This window comes from Desulfonema magnum, from assembly GCF_017377395.1.
Lineage (GTDB): Bacteria > Desulfobacterota > Desulfobacteria > Desulfobacterales > 4be13 > Desulfonema_C > Desulfonema_C magnum.
The window spans coordinates 6,622,031-6,640,998 of sequence record NZ_CP061800.1 but is presented as its reverse complement, the minus strand read 5'-3'; the positions used below and the strand labels follow the sequence as shown (position 1 = coordinate 6,640,998).

The following is an 18,968-nucleotide window of genomic DNA, read 5'->3' as shown; positions in this document are numbered from 1 at the left end:
GGAATCACCAAAGAAAGGAAATACGCAAAGTGAAATTCGGAAAAAAGAATATGTCAAAGCCTGTCCTGCTTGCTGTTGTCAGTCTTATTTTTTTACTGTCCTTACCTGTTTCCTCCTTAATGGCTGAGGAAGATTTTGAAGAAACATATACATTCGAACGCATGTGGCCCACGTTGCAGCACCCCTGGTATTTCAGCAAGCCAAAGGACGTGGCAGCGGACAGGGACGGATATGTTTATATTTCAGACAGCGGAAGCCACAGTGTTCAGAAATTTACAAGAGACGGACAATTTGTAGCCAAATGGAAGATTGAACCGTGGAAAATCGGAGGAAAAAGAATCATACCGGAAATTGCCGGGATCGCGGTTGATGATAAAGGCTATGTTTATGTCACAGATACATACGGTATTCAAAAATTCGATTCAGACGGCCAGTTTAAGCAAAAATGGCGGTATGAAGAAAAAGAGGGTAGCGAAGGTTACTCCCGAGTTCCCGGGATCGCGGTTGATAACGAAGACTTTGTTTATGTTTTCATCCCGGAGAAACGCCAGATATTGAAATTCACCACAGACGGACAGGTTGTGAAAAAAGATTGGAATATTAAAGGCAGCGCGGAGGAAGTTTCTGACGAAGGGATTTATTCTGACATAGCGGTTGACAATAAGGGCTTTATCTATGTCGCGGACACCGAAAGAAGCCGAATTCAAAAATTCGACACAACAGGCGAATTTCAAAAGAAGTGGTCACTTAGTTCCGGAGAAGACGGAACAACGGCCTTGCCTTCCGGAGTGGCTGTTGATGAAGCCGGTTTTGTCTATGTGACAAATGCGGCAGATCGAAACATCCTGAAATTCACCTCAGAGGGCGATCCTGTAGAGAACTGGAGAAATGAAAACAGCGGCAAAGAATATTTCTACGACATCGCCGGAATCACGGCAAATCGTGAAGGCTTTCTTTATGTCGCGGATTGGAACTATCACTGTATCCACAAACTGACCTCGGATACTGGAAGATTTATTGTCAAATGGGGAAGTTTTGGCAATGGAAACCAGGAATTTCACCGTCCTTTTGGTGTGACAATTGATCACATCAACAAGCATGTTTATGTGGCAGATACGGAGAACAAGCGTATTCTCAAGTTCAGCATGGAAGGGAAATTTGAAGGAAAATGGGAATCATGGAAAAATGATGGCAAAGAAGATACTTTTGCCTGGCCTTACGGGATGGCTGTTGATTCTCAGGGCTTTGTCTATGTGGCAGACATAAATAAAGACAGGATTCTGAAATTCGATTCAGACGGTAATTTTGTCAGGTGGGCAAGTTCTGATATTGAGCAGGAAGCATTTGACGGTCCCTCAGATGTTGCGATCGGTGAAGATGATTCCATCTATGTGACAGATACGCAAAATGATCTTGTCTGGAAATTTAATCCGGACGGCAGTTTTAATCAGAAATGGGAAGGATTTAAAGAGACATTTTCCCAACCTTCGGGAGTGGCGGTTCACAAGGGAATAATATATGTGACAGACACGGAAAACAGCCGTATTCAGAAACGCAATGCTGACGGCAGTTCTGAGATGTGGGGGACATTCGGCTTCTCCGGAAACGGGGTATTTGCAAATCCTGTGGGAGTGACTGTTGACAATGACGGCTTTGTCTATGTTTCGGATCCTCTGACTCATCGCATTCAGAAGTTCGGACCGGACGGAAGTTTTGTGACAAGCTTGGGAGAATCCGGATCAGGACTTGGACAGTTGAATTCACCGACTTATTTATGTACGGACACCAATGGCAGTGTCTATGTCGCGGATACCCTGAACAACCGCATTCAGGTATTCAGGCAAACAGATTCGTCAGAGGGAATTTCAAAAGCCATTATCATCGCGGGGGGCGGGCCGTATCCTGGCAACAATTTGTGGAATGCCACCAGAATGTCTGCGAGTTATGCCTACCGGGTGCTGAATTATCAGGGATTTGGCAAAGACGACATTTATTATCTGACTGCCGACACCGAACTTGATTTAGATGGCGACGGCGAACCAGATGTGGCGAAACTTGATCTGGACGGTGACGGTGAACCAGATATAAACGGAGAGGCCACAAAAAATAACTTTTATCAGATCATATCACATATCTTGAATCAAAGTGAAGAAGAAGATATAAAAAATATTGTTGTTTATCTTGTGAATCATGGCGGAGAAAAGATATTTCGTATGAATGAGACTCAGATTCTCTCTGCTTACAAACTACGGTCAGAGTTAAAAAAATTCGCAGATAAAATTTCCGGTACGATATTTGTGGTTTATGACGCATGTGAATCCGGAACTTTTCATTCTTCCCTGAAAAAACTTACAGAGGGAAAGCACATCGTTATCACCAGCACATCTGACAAAGAGAGTGCCTATTTTATGGCTCAGGGATCGGTTTCTTTCTCCGGCTTTTTTTGGACAAACATCTTCAACGGTGATGATCTGAAAAATGCGTTTAAACAAGCTCGAAAAGCTGTCAAAAGGGCTACGGAATCTGAACAGATTCCGCTGATGTATCCTTCTGACAATGATCAGACCGATGAGATTTTTCTCGGCAGCGGCACGCAAATGAACTGGGAGGGGCCGGAAATATATGGCACGCCTTCCGAATATTCCGTCAACAGTTCCTCTGCCCGCTTATATGCAAAGGTGAGGGATAATGACGGCGATACTGTTGATCATGTGTGGGCAATGATCATTCCTCCTTCTTATGGTGACAGAGAATCATCAGGCAATCCTGTTCTGGAATTCCCTTGTGTTGATTTGGCATATAATGGAAATGAAGGGCGTTACGAAGCTGCTTACGATCAATTCAACATCCAGGGCACATATCAGGTGATTATTCATGCCAGAGACAGCAATGGAAATACATCTGTGCTGAAATCGCCGATTAAGGTATCAGTCGGAGAACCAATGATACGCAGGGCAATCATTGTTGCCGGAGAATCCCAATCCCATATGCCGGTTATAAAGAAAAATGCTGAGATGGCTTACAACGCTCTGAAAATGCAATATTACACGGATGATGCGATCTACCTTATGGCCACGGAAGCCTTTCTCACAGGTGTTGAAACCGAAATGCCCAGTCCGGATAATCTGCATGACGTGATTGAGAGATGGGCAAACCAGGAGAATACCTATGACCTTGTTCTTTATCTGGTGGGAAACGGTAAACCAGGAAAATTTCATATGAATGAAGATGAGGCTCTGTCAGTTACAGACCTGGATAAATGGCTTGATGATTTTCAGGCGGGTATTCCGGGTAAGGTGACGGTTATTTATGATGCGGACTATTCAGGAAGTTTTATTTCATCACTGACCTCTCCTCAGGATAAAGACCGTATTGTTATCTCCGGTACATCAGGAGATCAGCCAGCCATTTTTTCTTCACAGGATGCCATTTCATTTTCTGCTTTTTTTTGGAAAAGCATCTCAAACGGTGTAAATGTTCGTGATGCATTCCTTAACGCCAGAAATGCGTTAAATTTTTTCTCCAGTTCCCGCTATAAAACCTCCCGACTGGATGATAACGGTAATGGTACGGCCAATGAAAGATCAGACGGACAGATTGCCATGAATTATACCATTGGTGCAGGAATCAGAATGGTACGAGATGAAACCATTGCCAAAGCAGCAGAACCTATTGAATTAAACAGAGGAGAAACCTCAGCCACCATAAAAGTAAAAAATATGACAACCAGCGGAACAATAAAAAGCATATGGGGAGTTGTCATTCCTCCTAATTATAATTCCTGTGAGGTTAATGAATCCGCGGCAGGTTTACAGAAATTTTCATTAAGCAAAGACAGATACGAAGGAATCTGCGAGGAATGTTTTAATGCTTTTGGTACTTATCAGGTACTTATTTATGCCGAAGACTCATCAGGTAACATATCACTGTGTCAAAAAATTCCTGTTTATCAGTCAGCCGGGCAGGATAGCTATGAACAGGATGATGACTTCAGCCGCGCAAGTTTTTTTCTTTCAGGTGATAAACCTCATCAGCACAATTTTTACGACGGAGATGAGAGTGACTGGGTAATGTTTTACGGCATTGCCGGTAAAACTTATACGATTGAGACACGCAACAGAGAAGAGGGGTGTGATGTCTTTATTGAAGTTTATGCTGCTGATGGTGTAACATTAGAAGCTGATGGAAGAAATACGACGGACTGGCGATGCCCTGAAGATAAGGAAGGGTTTTATTATGTCAAACTCAGTTCGTCAGGCTCATGTTCAGACACGCGATATGATCTTCAAATATATCTTCCCGAAGCTACTGAACTGACCGGAACACTGACCTGTATTGTAACAGATACTGATTCTGGAAAGAAAATTGAAAATGCAAAGTTTATGATTGATAATACCGAGGTGCCGGCCTATACCCCTCCCAATAAAAATAAAGAAAGCTATCTTATTATTCCCCATGTTGTCGGAGCATCTAAAATTAAAGTTGAAGCTGTCGGCTATGAATCACCTGCACCGAATGAAATTTTCATCAGTAATGGCGGAATAACACCCGATATCTATTTTGAATTACGTCGAAAATATCATACCGCAGATACTGATAGAGACGATGATATTGATTTTGATGAATTAAACCGTGTCATACAGCTTTATAATGCAGGTGGCTATCATTGTAATGACACAGGAATTGACGGATTTGCGCCTAATGAAGACGGCGTTGTATATACAGAATATGATTACAATTGTATTCCCCATAATTCGGACTATGATGACCAGAATACCGGATGCAGGAAGGATTGGATCATTGATCTTAGTGAACTGTTACGAGCAATCGAGTTTTACAATACTGGCGGATATCGCACGGATCCAACCGGAGTGGATGGGTTTGCTCCGGCAAAGTAATGTTTCACCAATTACAAAAACTCGTAACTCATCATTTCATTTTATCATGAGGGCATATTTTGCGTATTTCCAAACAACATGCTCAGAAATCTTCTGTGGGAATGGCCGAGGCATTGGGACAGTCAGAAGCGTTTCTGGAATTTCAGGAACGCCTTTCCAGGGTCGCGCGGATTAACCGGCCAGTGCTTTTAATTGGCGAACGGGGAACTGGCAAGGAGCTGGCAGCCTCCAGACTCCATTTTCTCTCGGACCGGTGGCAAGGCCCTTTGGTGGCGCTCAATTGCGCAGCCCTTACCCCTTCGCTTATCGGAGCGGAACTTTTCGGCTATGAAAAAGGGGCGTTTACCGGAGCAGAACGACGGCGTACCGGAAGATTTGAGACTGCGGATGGCGGAACTCTCTTTTTAGATGAAATCGGCACCATCCCAACGGAGGTTCAGGAGAAAATACTGCGGGTCGTGGAATACGGCACATTTGAACGGGTGGGGAGTTCGGAACGTATTGACGTTGATGTGAGAATCATTTCCGCGACCAATGCTGATCTCAGGGAAAAAGTGGCTAAAAGTCTGTTCAAACCGGATTTGCTGGATCGCATTTCATTTGAGGTGCTTTTTCTGCCGCCGCTGAGAGAACGCGGAGAAGACATTCTTTTGCTGGCGAATCATTTTGCAGCCCGAATGGCATTTGAACTGGGCAGAGAGGACATTCCTCAGTTCAGCCCCGAAGCTGTCACTGCTCTGGAAACCTGTCCCTGGAAAGGGAACATACGAGAATTGAAAAATGTGGTTGAACGTGCGGTATATCGGTCAGATTCTTCTCTGATTACAAATATTGTCTTTGACCCGTTTGATTCTCCATATGCGAAACAGCCTTTTTCAAAAGAAAATTTTCCGAAAATTGAAACCAATATGCTATCCACGGATCAGCTTATGCGAAAGCCTTTAAAAGAGGCGGTGAAAGAATTGGAGATTCTTCTCCTGAACAATGCGCTTAAAGAATCAAAATACAATCAGAAAAAAGCAGCCCGGATTTTGGGCCTGACATATCATCAGTTTCGGGGATTGCATCGTAAATACAAAAAAGCCTGATTATAAAGGATTCAGGGAAGGGCGCGGCATGCTGAAATTATTATGTCACGGATATCATTCCGGGGAAAACCGGAGCGATGTGCGACTTGCAATGCCACGAAGGCTCTTTGTGTCTTTGTGTCTTCGTGTCTTTGTGGCATTGTCTTTTCGGTTAAAAAAAATTGCACATGGTCCGGCATTTGAAAATATCACGATTTTCCGGAATGGCGGGGGCATCCCCTGAATCCGTTATAATCAGAAAAAAGCTTTGGAAATTAAGAACCAAAAAGATGACGAATCACAAATCACAAATCCCTTGACACAAATAAATTTATGATTTAAAAAGTCTTTTTTTAATGTCATTTCCGCTTTTCTCAATCTCTCTGTGACGCCCCCCAATACTGAGGCCGTGTTACCCTGCAGATTCTGACAGTACCCAAATTAAGCAAGGAACATGAAAGGACGGTCATTATATGGAAGACTCCCCGATTAATTCCGCAGAATCAGCGTTCATGAAGAAGAATGTCCCGCTTCTTTTGCGAAGATACGCACTTTCTTACCATAAAGAAGGAGACTGTATTGAATATTTCATTACGGACAAAATCACCCATGAAAATATTTCCCGCGCCCTAGTTTTATCTTTAAATCGCTATTCAAACCAAATTAATGTGGCAAAGTTTTACCCGGAACTCGCGAAACAGACTGAATCAAAATATCTCTCAGCCGCATGTTTTTATCTTCTGATACATCATTTTGCCAAATGCTGCCATGTGTCTGAAAAATATAGAATTTTTCTTCAGACACGCCCCCCTGTTTATAAAGATTTCTATTCGCTGCTCAACGATTTTGACCTGCAAATCAAAAGAGCTGTATTATGCGAAACCGTTGAAGTATGGGGAGACTACCCACCGGTGCCTGTTGATACATCAATGATAGAGGAAAAAGTTTTGGAAGACGACGAACCAGCTTTTCTGTTTGAATAAACGCCGTGTTTCCGGCAGTTCATCGTATCTGTTGCAGTTCATTTTCGATAAGGCTGAGAAGATGTTCAACAACAGGTTTGTTGACCGCGGTATCGCAGAAGCCTGCGCTCATTGTGAGGGACTCGCCAAAGCCGCTCAGGCCGATAAGGAAAAAGGGAGAAAAGACCACAGGGGCAGTGAGAAAAGCGTCGCTCACTTTGACACTGCCAAACACAAGCTGTTCCGTGTCAATGATCCCCATGTTTGTGAAAGCATGAGTGATGTTTTTTCCGATACTCAGCGACTGCCTGAACATCCGATTCCCCAGCCACTGATTCCACGCGGCAGGAAGTATCTTGGAAGGTATCACAAATAAGGGAGGCTGCCCCAGTCCGATGAAATCCTTTTTGATAAAATTCATCCTGTCGCGGATTTCTGACAAGGTATCATTGAAAGCTGAACCGGATTTCCGGGTCATATTCAGATAAACAAGACCGGATAGATTGCAGACCGCCCCGGCTTTCTTTGTCGGAAGGTAGCGGCGAAGGTCCGCTGTGGTCACCAGACGCAGAGGAATACCTGGCTCAGGACGAATAAGCTCAAAAAATGCCCGGTAAATCGCCGTGAGAAGGAGATCGTTAATTGTAGCCCCGTGTTGACGGCCATAATCCCTGAGTCTGCGAAACTGTTCTGATTGAATTCTGCGGAGGAGGAACGTCCGGTCAGAAACGCTGCCTTTGGTGAGGGAAAAACTGTAGTTCATGCGGGGGAGAAAGATATTTTTCAGATCACGAAGCCCCCGGCGGAGCATCCTGAATTTGTCTGAAAAGCCAAAGCGGCTGCTGATCTGACGCATACTTCGGGTGCCGCTGAGGTTGATTTCCGGTGTGTATCCTGGATTGTCACCGAGTTTCTGATACACGGACGCAAGCAGATACGCATAAGCCTTCACTGCCCCCGCATCTGCGGCCACATGATTTACCTTTATGCAAAGCGTGTCTCTCTCAGAACGAATGAGCAAAAGCTGTATCTGAGGATCTTCGCATGGATCCGCCGGAGCCGTCAGAAAGCGGATAACTTCCTTTTCCGTGTCCTCAGCCGCTGCGAATCTGAACAGCCCGATATTATCCAAGTCGGTTCGACGCTCCCAGTACATTCGCCACCAGCCTGTCACACACCGGCATCCGAGGATCGGTTCAGCATCGAGAGACAGCCTCACGGCTTTTTTCATGCGGTTCTCATCAATTCCGTTGTCAAATGAGACAACACAATGGATGAGCATGTCACCGATCACGCGGCCGCAGAAAATGCCCTGGTCGTTCATTGTGGAGGCAAAACGCCGCGGGTCTGACTGAAACATCGTTCTCCTTTCCTTATTTCCGATTATAACGAATTTGGAGGAAACTCCGAATTCAGCCGGTTCTGCAAAACGCCTTCTTTTGGAAAGTTTCAGAGCCGAAATCCCGGAATTTTTCTGAACGCAGACGGCTGAAATATGTCATCTCATCAGTACCTAACCATAAGTTTTTAATATCTGTCCGGAAAAGAAACCCGGCTTTTTTTTCCGGTTGAAATTTAAAAAAATCTGTAGGGTGGGTGGAGCGAAGCGGAACCCACCCTACAAAAATTGTAACCGCACAGGTCGAAAAATTTTAGTTTATCCGAATTTTTTTTTGAGAATTTTAATAAAATAAGGCTCAATCTCATCAATCAGGCGGATAATGGGATCAGGATTTTCAAGATAGCCTTTTTCATATAAAAAGGTGTAAAATACTTTTAACGCGGGAATCCAATAGATATATTCCTCTGGTTCGACAATCATTTTTCTGAGCAGATAATTAGCAAAAAATTCCTCCATATATACTGGCTGAACTTTCTTTAATATGACAATATCATCATGCGTATAATGATATATGAAGTCCAGATAGGTTTCCAAATAAAACGGAAAATCTTCGCTGTACAGGTTCAGCCCCTTGTCAATCAGCCATTTGTTAAACCTGTCACGGCATTCCTCTGCCATTGAAAAATAATGATCTTCCCAGTCATCATAGTCTGCTTCGTCAATAATGTACTTATCCATCTGGCTGATCATTTCGACGAGGTTTTTATCTTTGGTATCCGGCGGCACAGGTTCTTTCGCAAAAATTAATTCATCGTAACTAAAATCGCTTGTAAGCTCCTGCAATTCCTTTCTCATGATCTTAAACAGCGGATTCTTCTGCTGTACCTCCGAAGGAAAGAGGTATCCCCTTCTTTCGATCATTTTTGTAAAGAAATCAGATGCGCTTTCATGATCCATTCTAAACTGAACTTTTATGCGGGTGATAATTTCATTTTTAATCTTCTCATCCGGGTCCCCCTCTTTTGGGAATATATTGTAATTTCAGAGCGCCTGTGCAATCTCCATCCCCTTCATATCTTCTTCGTCATCTTCACAAAATTCTATGACGGGTTTTGCATATTCCAGAATCGCCTGACTGATATGGACAGGACGGAACCCGTCAGGAGTATTCTCGATATCTGTCAGTTCCTTCATAATCCGCTCTGTGTCCGGTGATTTGGATTTCACAGGTTTGAGATTTGACCTTAAATTCTTTCTCACGCTAGCCTTTTTCTTTTTGGTCTTTTTTTTCTTTTTTTTAGCCACGATCACTCCTGTTTTTTTTGACTAAGGGATTGGAAACCGAATCCCTTAATATTTTTTTCCTGCAAAGAGCGTGTTTGAAAAGTCCTGACACTCGATGTTCAAATTTTTTTCTGTCATTCCTGCGAAAGCAGGAATCCACTGCTCCCGGAACGCCGAATCAGTTAGAAACGGATTCCTGCTTTCGCAGGAATGACAAACTTTTTGTTCGAATCGAGTCAAAAAATTTGATCATCGAGTGACAGGGACGGTATATCACCTGTTGCAACCATACGGACGTTTCAAACATGCGCTAAAGAATATCGGCTTGCAGCTCGTCACTGAGCAAATGTTTTTGCACTTTTCCCATGGCATTTCTCGGAAGTTCCTCACGAAAAAAAACAGTTTTGGGACATTTATACCCGGCCAGACTTTTCTTGCAGAATGCAATGATTTCCCCGGGGTCAGCTATTGCTGTTTTATCTTTCAGCACCACAACAGCCGTGACTTTTTCTCCGAAATCATCATCTGGCAGACCGATAACAGCGGTCTCCCGCACGCTGTCATACCGGTCTATGACATTCTCCACTTCTTTGGGATAAACATTGTATCCGCCAGTAATGATCAGTTCTTTGAAACGCCCCGAGAGATACAGGCGCATGCCATCATCCGGAGCCTCATATCCCATGTCTCCTGATTTCAGCCAGTCACCTGCAAAAGCTTCCTCAGTTTTTTCAGGATTCCGCCAGTATCCTTTAAAAACATTATCTCCTCTGATACAGACTTCCCCCACTTCTCCGGGAGAAATATCTTCTCCATCCTTGTCCACAATACGGATTTCCACGCCAGGGAACGGATAGCCCGCACTTCCTGCCTTTCTTTCCGCTTCTTCAATGGGATTGGATGTGATCATACCGGCTTCGGTCATGCCATAACGTTCCAGGATGGTATATCCGGTTGTATTTCTGAACTGTTCGAAAACCTTCTCCGAAAGCGGAGCCGAGCCGGAGATAAACACCCGCATGGAACGGATATCAGGCGTTTTCTCTGACACCTGATACTGATTCAAGAGTCGGTAATACATGGTGGGAACCCCCATGAGCATAGTACACTGTTTTTCCTCAATGGTATGCCAGACCCTTGAAGGATCGAATTTCTCGTGCATGATTATCGTGGAACCTGCAAACAACCCACCGTGCAGGGCAACCTCCAGACCATGAACATGAAAGATGGGAAGGATATGGAGAAGGATATCCTGGTCTGTCCATTCCCAGGCATTTTGAAGTGATTTCATGTTTTCCACAAGGTTTCTGTGGGTAATCATGGCCCCTTTGGGAAGGCCCGTGGTTCCGGATGTATAGCAGATGAGAGCAATGTCATCATCTTGTGCGGGATAGTCCGGTTCTTCCGAACAGTCCGCATGTTCCCTTTCCTCGCTGTAGCAGAACACGCCATCCTGGTTTCCGTCTGTCAGCAGGCAACTGAGACCTTCCGCGGAATCAATGACAGACCTGAGTTCTGAATAATTCTTTTCATAAGTCACAAAAAGGGAACTCTGAGAGTCTTTCAGATAATAGGCCATCTCCTCGCCTCGGAATGCTGTATTCAGCGGCAGGGTGATGGCACCGATGGAAAGGTTTGCAAGATGGAAAAATATGAATTCCATTGACTTGGGCAACTGGAGGGCAACTCTGTCCCCTTTTTTCACGCCCAGTTTTTTCAACAATGCTGCTGTGCGTTTTATTTCCCGGGTGATATCCTGAAACGTATAAGGTCTGCCTTCAAAAATAATGGCATCTTTTTGCGGATAAGCTGAGGCTGTCAAAGCTAATATCTGCGATAAGTTCATCAGAACTGTCTCCTCTGTCAAACCATGTAAAATAAAAGTAAGAAATGAGCGGCAAAAAAAGCACATTAATCAGAGTGTGTTTGAAAAAGGGCTACAAATATGCCGTCCCTACAGGGCTACAAATATGCCGTTTCTACAGGGCTACAAATATGCCGTCCCTACGGGACTTTTCAAACATCCTCTGAGATGCACTCTGTCAGACTTCAGAACTCCAGTGCTTAAGAAGCTGGGAGTTCACGCCACACCAGGCGTTCAAATCCGAGGGACACCACACTGTAAGCCCTGAGCCGCAGCACATCGCCGTAAGTCTTCTCCAATGTCCGGCCATAGCGTTTTAACTGGCTTTCCGACTCCGCGAGCTTTTCCTTCACAGGTTCCAGTTTTGTTATCTCGTCACGGCCCGAATCTCTCAGCTCTGCCCCGTTTAATCCCGCGTTTTTCAGACTCACGTATTTGAATTCCATCAGAACATCCGGCAACTGATAGTGCCGCATATCCGGGCGGAGGATCATGGTGAGATCAGCATAGCCCCGTCCAAGCTCGGTTTCCGAATCTGTGATGTACAGCGTATCATTAAACAGCAGCATCAGAAACGCTGTCTTGACCGTGAGTTCGTCTGCCCAGCGGTAGTCCCGGTTGTCAAGAATACTGAAACAGCGTTGTTCGATGAAATCGCTCAACGGCCCCATGTCGCCGTGTCTGTAGAATATTCTGGACGCATGCCGGGCCTCGTCCCTGTTCATGGCAGGGACCAGCATATCACGGTCCTCTCTCATCTTGCGGGTTCCCATCATTACCTCATTCGCGAAGTTGTCATATTCATCAATCAGCAAATAAAGCCTGTGGTCTGTCTGGCGTACTGCTGTCAGCAGTGACTGGAGCGAGTCCTGGGCGTCGGTCGGGTTGATGATAATCTCCTCTGTCAGAAACTCCCGGTAGTATTTGGAAAACGCTCTTATGCAGCTATTTACATAATCATACAACCGCTGCTGAATCTGTTCGGGTTCGCCATGAGGACTGACCGCTGAAAAATCCCACTCCAGGACAAAATACTGATGATGTCTGTCTGTGGGATTTTTGCCGACAGCCAGACCGCCGAACAATCTTTCAAAGTCATCGGCCCGGGCAATGTCATAATAATTTTTCAGCACGGACAGCAGCAAGCTTTTGCCGAAGCGGCGGGGACGGAGAAAAAGCAGATGTTCTCCGGCTTCTTCTATCAGTGGAATTCGGTCAGTCCGATCAACGTAAAAATAGCTATTGGTAATAATTTTGTAAAAATCACAGACACCATATGGGAATTTCATTTTTCCTCCTCCGAAATTTGAAATTTGAAACTTAGTTCGCACCTCCGAGGTAGGCTTCCTGCACCTGCTTGTTTTCCCTTACTTCATCCGGTTTTCCCTGGATAATTGTCTGCCCCTGCTGCATAACCATGATTTTATGGGAAATGGAAAACACCAGGGCAATATCATGCTCACAAAACAGAATAGTCAGCCCCAGTTCCCGGGACAGCCGCCTGATCAGATCAATGGAAACAGCGGTTTCTTCGGGAGACATCCCGGCCGTAGGCTCATCCAGAATCAGCAGCTCAGGGCGGTTTCCCAGGGCAATGGCCATCTCCAGCACTTTCTGATCACCGTGGGACAGCAAACCGGAGATGCTGTCTGCTTTGTCAGTAAGTCCCACGCTCTCCAGCAGTTCCTCAGTTTCCTTAACTGCCATATTTTTAGCTGGTGAAAAAAGGTTCAGCACCTTTTTCTGATGGGAAAGAACAGCCGCCTGCACATTTTCGAACACTGTCAGACGGTTAAAAATATTCACAACCTGAAAGGATCGGCTGATTCCCTTTCTGCAAATTGCATATGGTGGTAATCCTGCAATATTCTCATTCTTAAAGATAATCTCTCCGCTGTCAGGTTTCAACTGGCCGGTGATGAGACTGAACAGAGTGGTTTTTCCGGCCCCGTTCGGCCCGATAACAGCAACGATCTCTCCTTTGTCCACCGACAGATTGGCACCGTTTACAGCCATGAACCCGTCAAAAGATTTTTGAACCGCTTTTATATATAACATTTATCTGCTCCGATATATCTGCTATCTGCTCCGATACATCTGCATGGATGAGGGATAAGCAAGGATTTTTCAAGGCTCCTTTTTTTAATCCTTGCTTATCCCTAATCCATGCAGATGTTTAAAATCAGCTAGTTAAAATCTGCTTAGAATTTACTCAGCTTTCAGTTTAAATGTTTTCTGAAAATACCCCAGAACACCTTCTGGTAAAAAGAGGATTAACAGCATCAGCACAATTCCCAGTATAAGCGTCCAGTATTCCGTGTATATTCCCACAAAGGTTCTGAGACTTACAATAATGGCCGCTCCCAACATTGGTCCCAGGAAGGTGAACCAGCCTCCCAGAAGGCACATGATCAGGATTTCAAGGGATAAGGTCCAAAACATCAGATCAGGGAAAACACAGCCTTCCACAACCACAAAAAGGGAGCCTGCTATCCCCGCAAAAAAAGCAGCAATGACCAGCCCGATAAGCTGATGAAGTCTGACATTCACACCTACGGCCTCGCTTCTTTCCGGGTTGTCCCTGATGGCCTGAAATATCCTTCCGAAAGGAGAATTGATAATCAGATACATAAGGATGAGACAGATGGCCGTGACAAAAACTGTGAAATAATAAGATTCATTGACGGACGCAATCTCCGGTACAGAACAGCCATGAATGCCGTCATCACCACCAGTAAAAGAATACCATCTGAACACGATGGCCCAGACCAGAGACCCCAGGGAAATTTGAAGCATACCAAAATAAAGTTTTGATAACCGGATGCAAATGATCCCTATCAGAAGTCCCAGCAGTCCGGCAATAACAGGAGCTGCCAGAAAGGCATTCCATACGGGAAGTTTTGTTTTCGTCAGCATCAGCGCAAAGGTGTAAGCGCCTGCCCCGTAAAAAACCGCGTGATGAAACTGATACATGCCTCCGTAGCCTAAGACCATATTGAGACTGGTCGCCAGCAGTCCTGTGATAAGAATCAGGGCCAGCAGGTATATGTAAAATCTGGGCAGAAACAGAGGCAGGATGAGAAAAATAATAAAAACAGAGAGCAAGACTCCGAGTGATTTCCGAGTTAATAATCCGTAAAACAAAACATACTCCTTTCACTCAATGATCAGGTTTTCTGACCCGATTCGAACAAAAACATTCCTGCTTTCGCAGGCTTGGGCGTGAGTTCAGTCGAACGGAATGACAGAAAAAAATTTGAACATCGAGTTTCAGCATCCTTTCAGTTAAATAAATTCATGATTACTTCAGAACCAGGCTGTCTAAATTACCTATTTTTATTTGCCCGCTTTCCGGCTGCCCTGTTACCCTTCGATAGGCACAGGCACAGGACACGCTGTTCCCGCTCCCTTCGACAAGCTCAGGGAGCGGGAACAGCGTGTCCTGTGCCTGTCGAAGAAAACGGGAACAGCCTTCCAACAGCGTACCCTGAGCTTGTCGAAGGGAGCGGGAACGGCCTTCCAACAGCGTACCCTGAGCTTGTCGAAGGGAGTGGGAACGCCGTTCCAACAGCGTACCCTGAGCTTGTCGAAGGGAGCGGGAACGGCCTTCCAACAGCGTACCCTGAGCTTGTCGAAGGGAGTGGGAACGCCGTTCCAACAGCGTACCCTGAGCTTGTCGAAGGGAGCGGGAACGGCCTTCCAACAGCGTACCCTGAGCTTGTCGAAGGGAGCGCGGGAACGCCGTTCCAACAGCGTACCCTGAGCTTGTCGAAGGGAGCGGACAAAATCGGATAAAAAATAACGGCAAAAAGTGACATTTTCAGATGGCTCACTTCAGAACAAAATAATTACTGATTATAACGGATTTAGGGGAGGCTTCCCGGCGGCACTGTCATTCCGATTTCAACCCGGAACCCGCCGTTTATGCGGCAAAGGATTCAATGGTTCGGACAGTTTTTGCAGACAAATTTCACTGAGACAGAACTTATCCTTATGATATCATTTTTATTTTACAGGCCTGCCGTATTTATTCGCATGTCAGCTTCCGGGCTGACATGAAATAAAATGCGGCTCCGATCTGAAAAATTTCCTGCAAATTTTGTCATTTTTTTCAAAAGGAAAAACTTACAAAATTTGTAAGTTTTTGTATAACTGTCTTAAATTAACAGCAATAAAAACTTACAAAAAATGTAACTTTTCCGATTCCGGAAACAGGGCGGTTTTTACGGAATCCGCCGTTAAAAACTGTCCGAACCATTGCACGGGCACAGGCTTTTTAAAATTTTCCCCGGAATGACATGCGGGGAAAACGGCATCTTCCGGCATAATAATTTCAGGATGTTGTGCCCTCCCCTAAATCCGTTATAATCAGAATAATTATAATACGTTTCGATAAAAGCGAAATTTCCGCATTGTTTTGCCGGGGACGGGGTTTGCAACTTCGTCCGGCAAAAAGCACTTTGTAATTCCGTGTTCAGGCGGTGTGGCACTGCCTGAACACGGAACTACAGAGTAAAAAAATGTTATTTTTTTACTCCGTCATTATTATTTTTTTTATGATTCCGTCCGCTTTCATTTCTCTGATGGCTTTGGAAAAAAGATTTGCCATTCTTTCGCCTTCGGGCGTTGAGTGAAACGCAAAATAAAAGTCTATCAGGGCAAATGGTTTTTTATGATTATAAATCACATTTTTTATGCCGATCTTTATAAGTGCATCTTCAACAAGTCTTATATCGTCAAGGATAACATCAAATCTTCCGGCATTCAGTTTTCTGATATTGTTGATCGGACTATTTGAATAATCAACTTCAATGTCTTTGCTATGAGTTACTGATTTCGGATAGGAATAACCGCTTACCAATCCGACTTTTTTTCCTGTAAGATCTTCTACGGAAAGAGGAACAGGTTCGCCTTCCAAAACAAACGCATATATCTCTTTTTGAAAAACAAACTCTGATTTTATAATATTTTTGGGCATATGTATGTCCATGGCAGGAAAAATTATGTCTAATTTGTTCTCGTTAAAAAGGAGCATACTTCTTTTTGGCGGATAAATTTTGATTTCTATGTTTTTACCTGTTCGATTTTCAAGTCTCTTAAACAGATCAATAAATACGCCGCTGTCTTTGTTTTCAACATAATGAGGAATGTACCAGGTTCCGAGTACCTGCGATTGCGCTAATAAATCATGGGGAAAAATAAACAGAGTCATTCCGAAAAGATAAAGGAATATGAAAAGGAATAATTTTGATCTCACTTCTTTGTCTCCTTACTTTTTTTAAAAGAATCATCAGGACAGTAACCCTTCCCCCGGCAATTCATTGCCGGAGGAATCAGGGACAGAACTGATATATTTTTCTTAACTTAATGACAGTGAGGCGGAACCTGGAAACAAGTGAATTTACGAGCCGCAGGATGGCTAAGGCAGAGATGCCAACTTTTTATAATCAACAGCCTTTGCATATCCTTTTAAATCGTCCTTTGTTACGCCGTGGCCCTCAATTGAAACAAAAAAACGATTTGCAACAATAATTTTAATTTCCCCTTTCTTGTTTGCGGCGTCAAATTTGACAATTGCTTTCTGACGCCCTATTTTTTCAAGTTTTCCGCCGTCAGAGGCTGCAAACATGGGGTTGGAAAACATCATCATCACACCCTGCATCATAGGGGAATCTGTAATAATCTGGACAGTGACAGAAGCCGAATTCTTATTGTATTTACGTTCAGCAGTTATTCCGCCGCCAAACATGCCACTACCTGCCGCCTGGGATTGGGTCTTTTCTTCGGTCCATCCGCTCAGGGGCTTCGGAAGAAAAGATTCCAGCCCCGAAGCCTTTTTTTGTTTAACCAATTGTGAGGCATAGTCAAGGCTTTGTGCGGCATCCGTATATTCCCCGTTTTTATAATACTCCAATGCTTCGTTGATGGAATCGGTAATGTCGTCAGCATGTCCGAGGGCGGAAAAGCCCAGAAATACCATTGCCAATCCGCTCACCTTTAATTTGCTGATACTCAGATTAAACATGTTATTTCTCCTTTCTTTGAAAGAAAATGTTAGGTGTTAGGTGTTAGGTGTTAGGTGTTAGGTGTTAGGTGTTAGGTGTTAGGTGTTAGGTGTTACGGGGAATTCGGCGGCCCCCTTTAGGAATCGGTATTAAATAACTTTCCCATTTTAATTTATTGGAATTGCACGATAATTCCATTTGGGTAAAATTTTGTCGAATACAATTCGCATTTCTGATTTAAAAGTTTCAGCAACTTTTCGACCGGTTTCATAGACTTTATCAATAACATGGACAAAGACTTTTAAACCTTTTTTGGTATGTGTTTTGGCTATCAGATCAGTCACCACCTCCAAACTTGAAAAGATTACTCCCTGACACGCACGAGTAATATGAGGAAACAGGCGATGTTCGATCGGATTAAATTTGGAACAATAGGGCGGGTAATGAGCGATTCGGATTTCAATCCCGATTTCATCCGCCAGAATTTGTAAATCTTGTTTGAAAAGGTAATGTCGGGAACTGTTGCTGCCGCCACCATCGCACAATATCAAAACTGACGTGGCATTTGGATATATTCGGCAACCGTAACCATACCACCAATGACGGAAACTGTCACAGGCAAATTCACTGGTATCATGACTTGTTCCCACCTGAACATACCCGATATTGAGTCGCAGGTCATAAAAACAATGCGGAATTATGACACCTTCGGCAAAACTTGTAAAATCATGATCGAAAACTTGCAATTCCTCCAGCGTATATAGTCGGCCTTTCCTGTAAAAATTTCCAAGATATTCTTTTTTCTTGGTATCCATGCTGATAACGGGATTACCGGCCTTCCGGTATTCTGATCTGAGTTTCAAAATATTGTCAAACTGAGCGTCGCGATCTGGTACGTTTTTTTTCATAGGTTTGCGTTTCTGAGCTTTACGCAACCGATAGTCATGCTTTTTGAGCAATTGACGGACAATGTTACGACTCACTTTTACTCCGTATTTTTTTTCCAGAGCCTCCGCGATTTCCCACTCCCTCAGATTTGTCCATCGTACCTTTTCATCCATCGGATCTCCTGCTGTATGCTCACGCACCACATTCAAAAACTGCTCGTCTATTTCAGGGTGCTCAGTCAGATACTGTTTGCGTCCGCCACCTTTTTTACGTATTTCAGAAGATTCAGCAGGAGATTTTCCAATTTGTTTTGCTACGATGTGTCCGGGCAGGCCGCTTACTTCGATCGCTCCTTTGCGCACAGTCCGCCTGCTGCAACCCAAGACTTTGGCAATATAATTTTGTCCGCCATGTCCCAATTTCAAAGCTTCAATACCGGCATATCGCCGGCGGTCTTTTTCATTCAGACTCTCATAGTATCGCCGCATGATTTCTTCTACTTCTAAGGAATAGGGTTGCATAATAATCTCCTTTTGATAAAGTGATTTTGAAATACACTTTACAGGATTACGCAATTTTTTAACATATAAAAATCAAAATGGGCATATTATTTCATGCTCATTCCTTAACCGAGAATATGTTTCTCCTTTTCGGTCCA

13 protein-coding genes are annotated in these 18,968 nt (G+C 44.1%); 3 read left to right on the top strand and 10 right to left on the bottom strand.

Annotation, left to right across the window (positions count from 1 at the left end):
- Positions 1-50: 50 nt before the first annotated feature.
- From dnm_RS25430 to dnm_RS25420, 3 genes are all read left to right on the top strand, one after another.
- Positions 51-4,898: an SMP-30/gluconolactonase/LRE family protein gene (locus dnm_RS25430; protein WP_207679692.1), complete on the top strand. Its 4,848-nt coding sequence runs from the start codon at positions 51-53 to the stop codon at positions 4,896-4,898.
- 59 nt (positions 4,899-4,957) lie between these two features.
- A complete protein-coding gene (pspF, locus tag dnm_RS25425; protein ID WP_246556089.1) occupies positions 4,958-5,986 on the top strand; it encodes a phage shock protein operon transcriptional activator in 1,029 nt (342 codons plus the stop codon).
- 491 nt (positions 5,987-6,477) lie between these two features.
- Positions 6,478-6,948 carry a hypothetical protein gene (locus tag dnm_RS25420; protein WP_207679691.1) on the top strand — a complete coding sequence of 157 codons (471 nt, stop codon included), beginning with the start codon at positions 6,478-6,480 and terminating at the stop codon, positions 6,946-6,948.
- A gap of 19 nt (positions 6,949-6,967) precedes the next feature.
- Here the strand turns inward: dnm_RS25420 and dnm_RS25415 are convergent, their stop codons facing one another.
- The 10 genes from dnm_RS25415 to dnm_RS25370 form a co-directional block, all read right to left on the bottom strand.
- The gene (locus tag dnm_RS25415) at positions 6,968-8,287 is read right to left on the bottom strand and encodes a phthiocerol/phthiodiolone dimycocerosyl transferase family protein (protein WP_207679690.1); all 1,320 of its coding nucleotides are present in this window, start codon (positions 8,285-8,287) and stop codon (positions 6,968-6,970) included.
- Positions 8,288-8,584: 297 nt separating this feature from the next.
- Positions 8,585-9,226, bottom strand: coding sequence for a hypothetical protein (locus dnm_RS25410; RefSeq protein ID WP_207679689.1), 642 nt, complete (start codon positions 9,224-9,226; stop codon positions 8,585-8,587).
- An 84-nt stretch (positions 9,227-9,310) separates the two neighbouring features.
- Entirely contained in the window at positions 9,311-9,574 is a 264-nt protein-coding gene (locus dnm_RS25405; RefSeq protein ID WP_207679688.1) for a hypothetical protein, read from the bottom strand.
- 289 nt (positions 9,575-9,863) lie between these two features.
- Entirely contained in the window at positions 9,864-11,399 is a 1,536-nt protein-coding gene (locus tag dnm_RS25400; RefSeq protein WP_207679687.1) for an AMP-binding protein, read from the bottom strand.
- A 218-nt stretch (positions 11,400-11,617) separates the two neighbouring features.
- Positions 11,618-12,706, bottom strand: a complete 1,089-nt coding sequence (locus tag dnm_RS25395; protein ID WP_207679686.1) for an AAA family ATPase — start codon at positions 12,704-12,706, stop codon at positions 11,618-11,620.
- A 31-nt stretch (positions 12,707-12,737) separates the two neighbouring features.
- Entirely contained in the window at positions 12,738-13,475 is a 738-nt protein-coding gene (locus tag dnm_RS25390; protein WP_207683754.1) for an ABC transporter ATP-binding protein, read from the bottom strand.
- Between the two features lie 150 nt (positions 13,476-13,625).
- On the bottom strand, positions 13,626-14,561 hold the full coding sequence (locus dnm_RS25385) for a branched-chain amino acid ABC transporter permease (protein WP_207679685.1): 936 nt from the start codon (positions 14,559-14,561) through the stop codon (positions 13,626-13,628).
- A 1,387-nt stretch (positions 14,562-15,948) separates the two neighbouring features.
- Positions 15,949-16,674, bottom strand: coding sequence for a substrate-binding periplasmic protein (locus dnm_RS25380; protein ID WP_207679684.1), 726 nt, complete (start codon positions 16,672-16,674; stop codon positions 15,949-15,951).
- Between the two features lie 162 nt (positions 16,675-16,836).
- Positions 16,837-17,442 carry a hypothetical protein gene (locus dnm_RS25375; RefSeq protein WP_207679683.1) on the bottom strand — a complete coding sequence of 202 codons (606 nt, stop codon included), beginning with the start codon at positions 17,440-17,442 and terminating at the stop codon, positions 16,837-16,839.
- Between the two features lie 147 nt (positions 17,443-17,589).
- A complete protein-coding gene (locus dnm_RS25370) occupies positions 17,590-18,831 on the bottom strand; it encodes an ISAzo13 family transposase (protein ID WP_246555998.1) in 1,242 nt (413 codons plus the stop codon).
- Positions 18,832-18,968 lie beyond the last annotated feature (137 nt).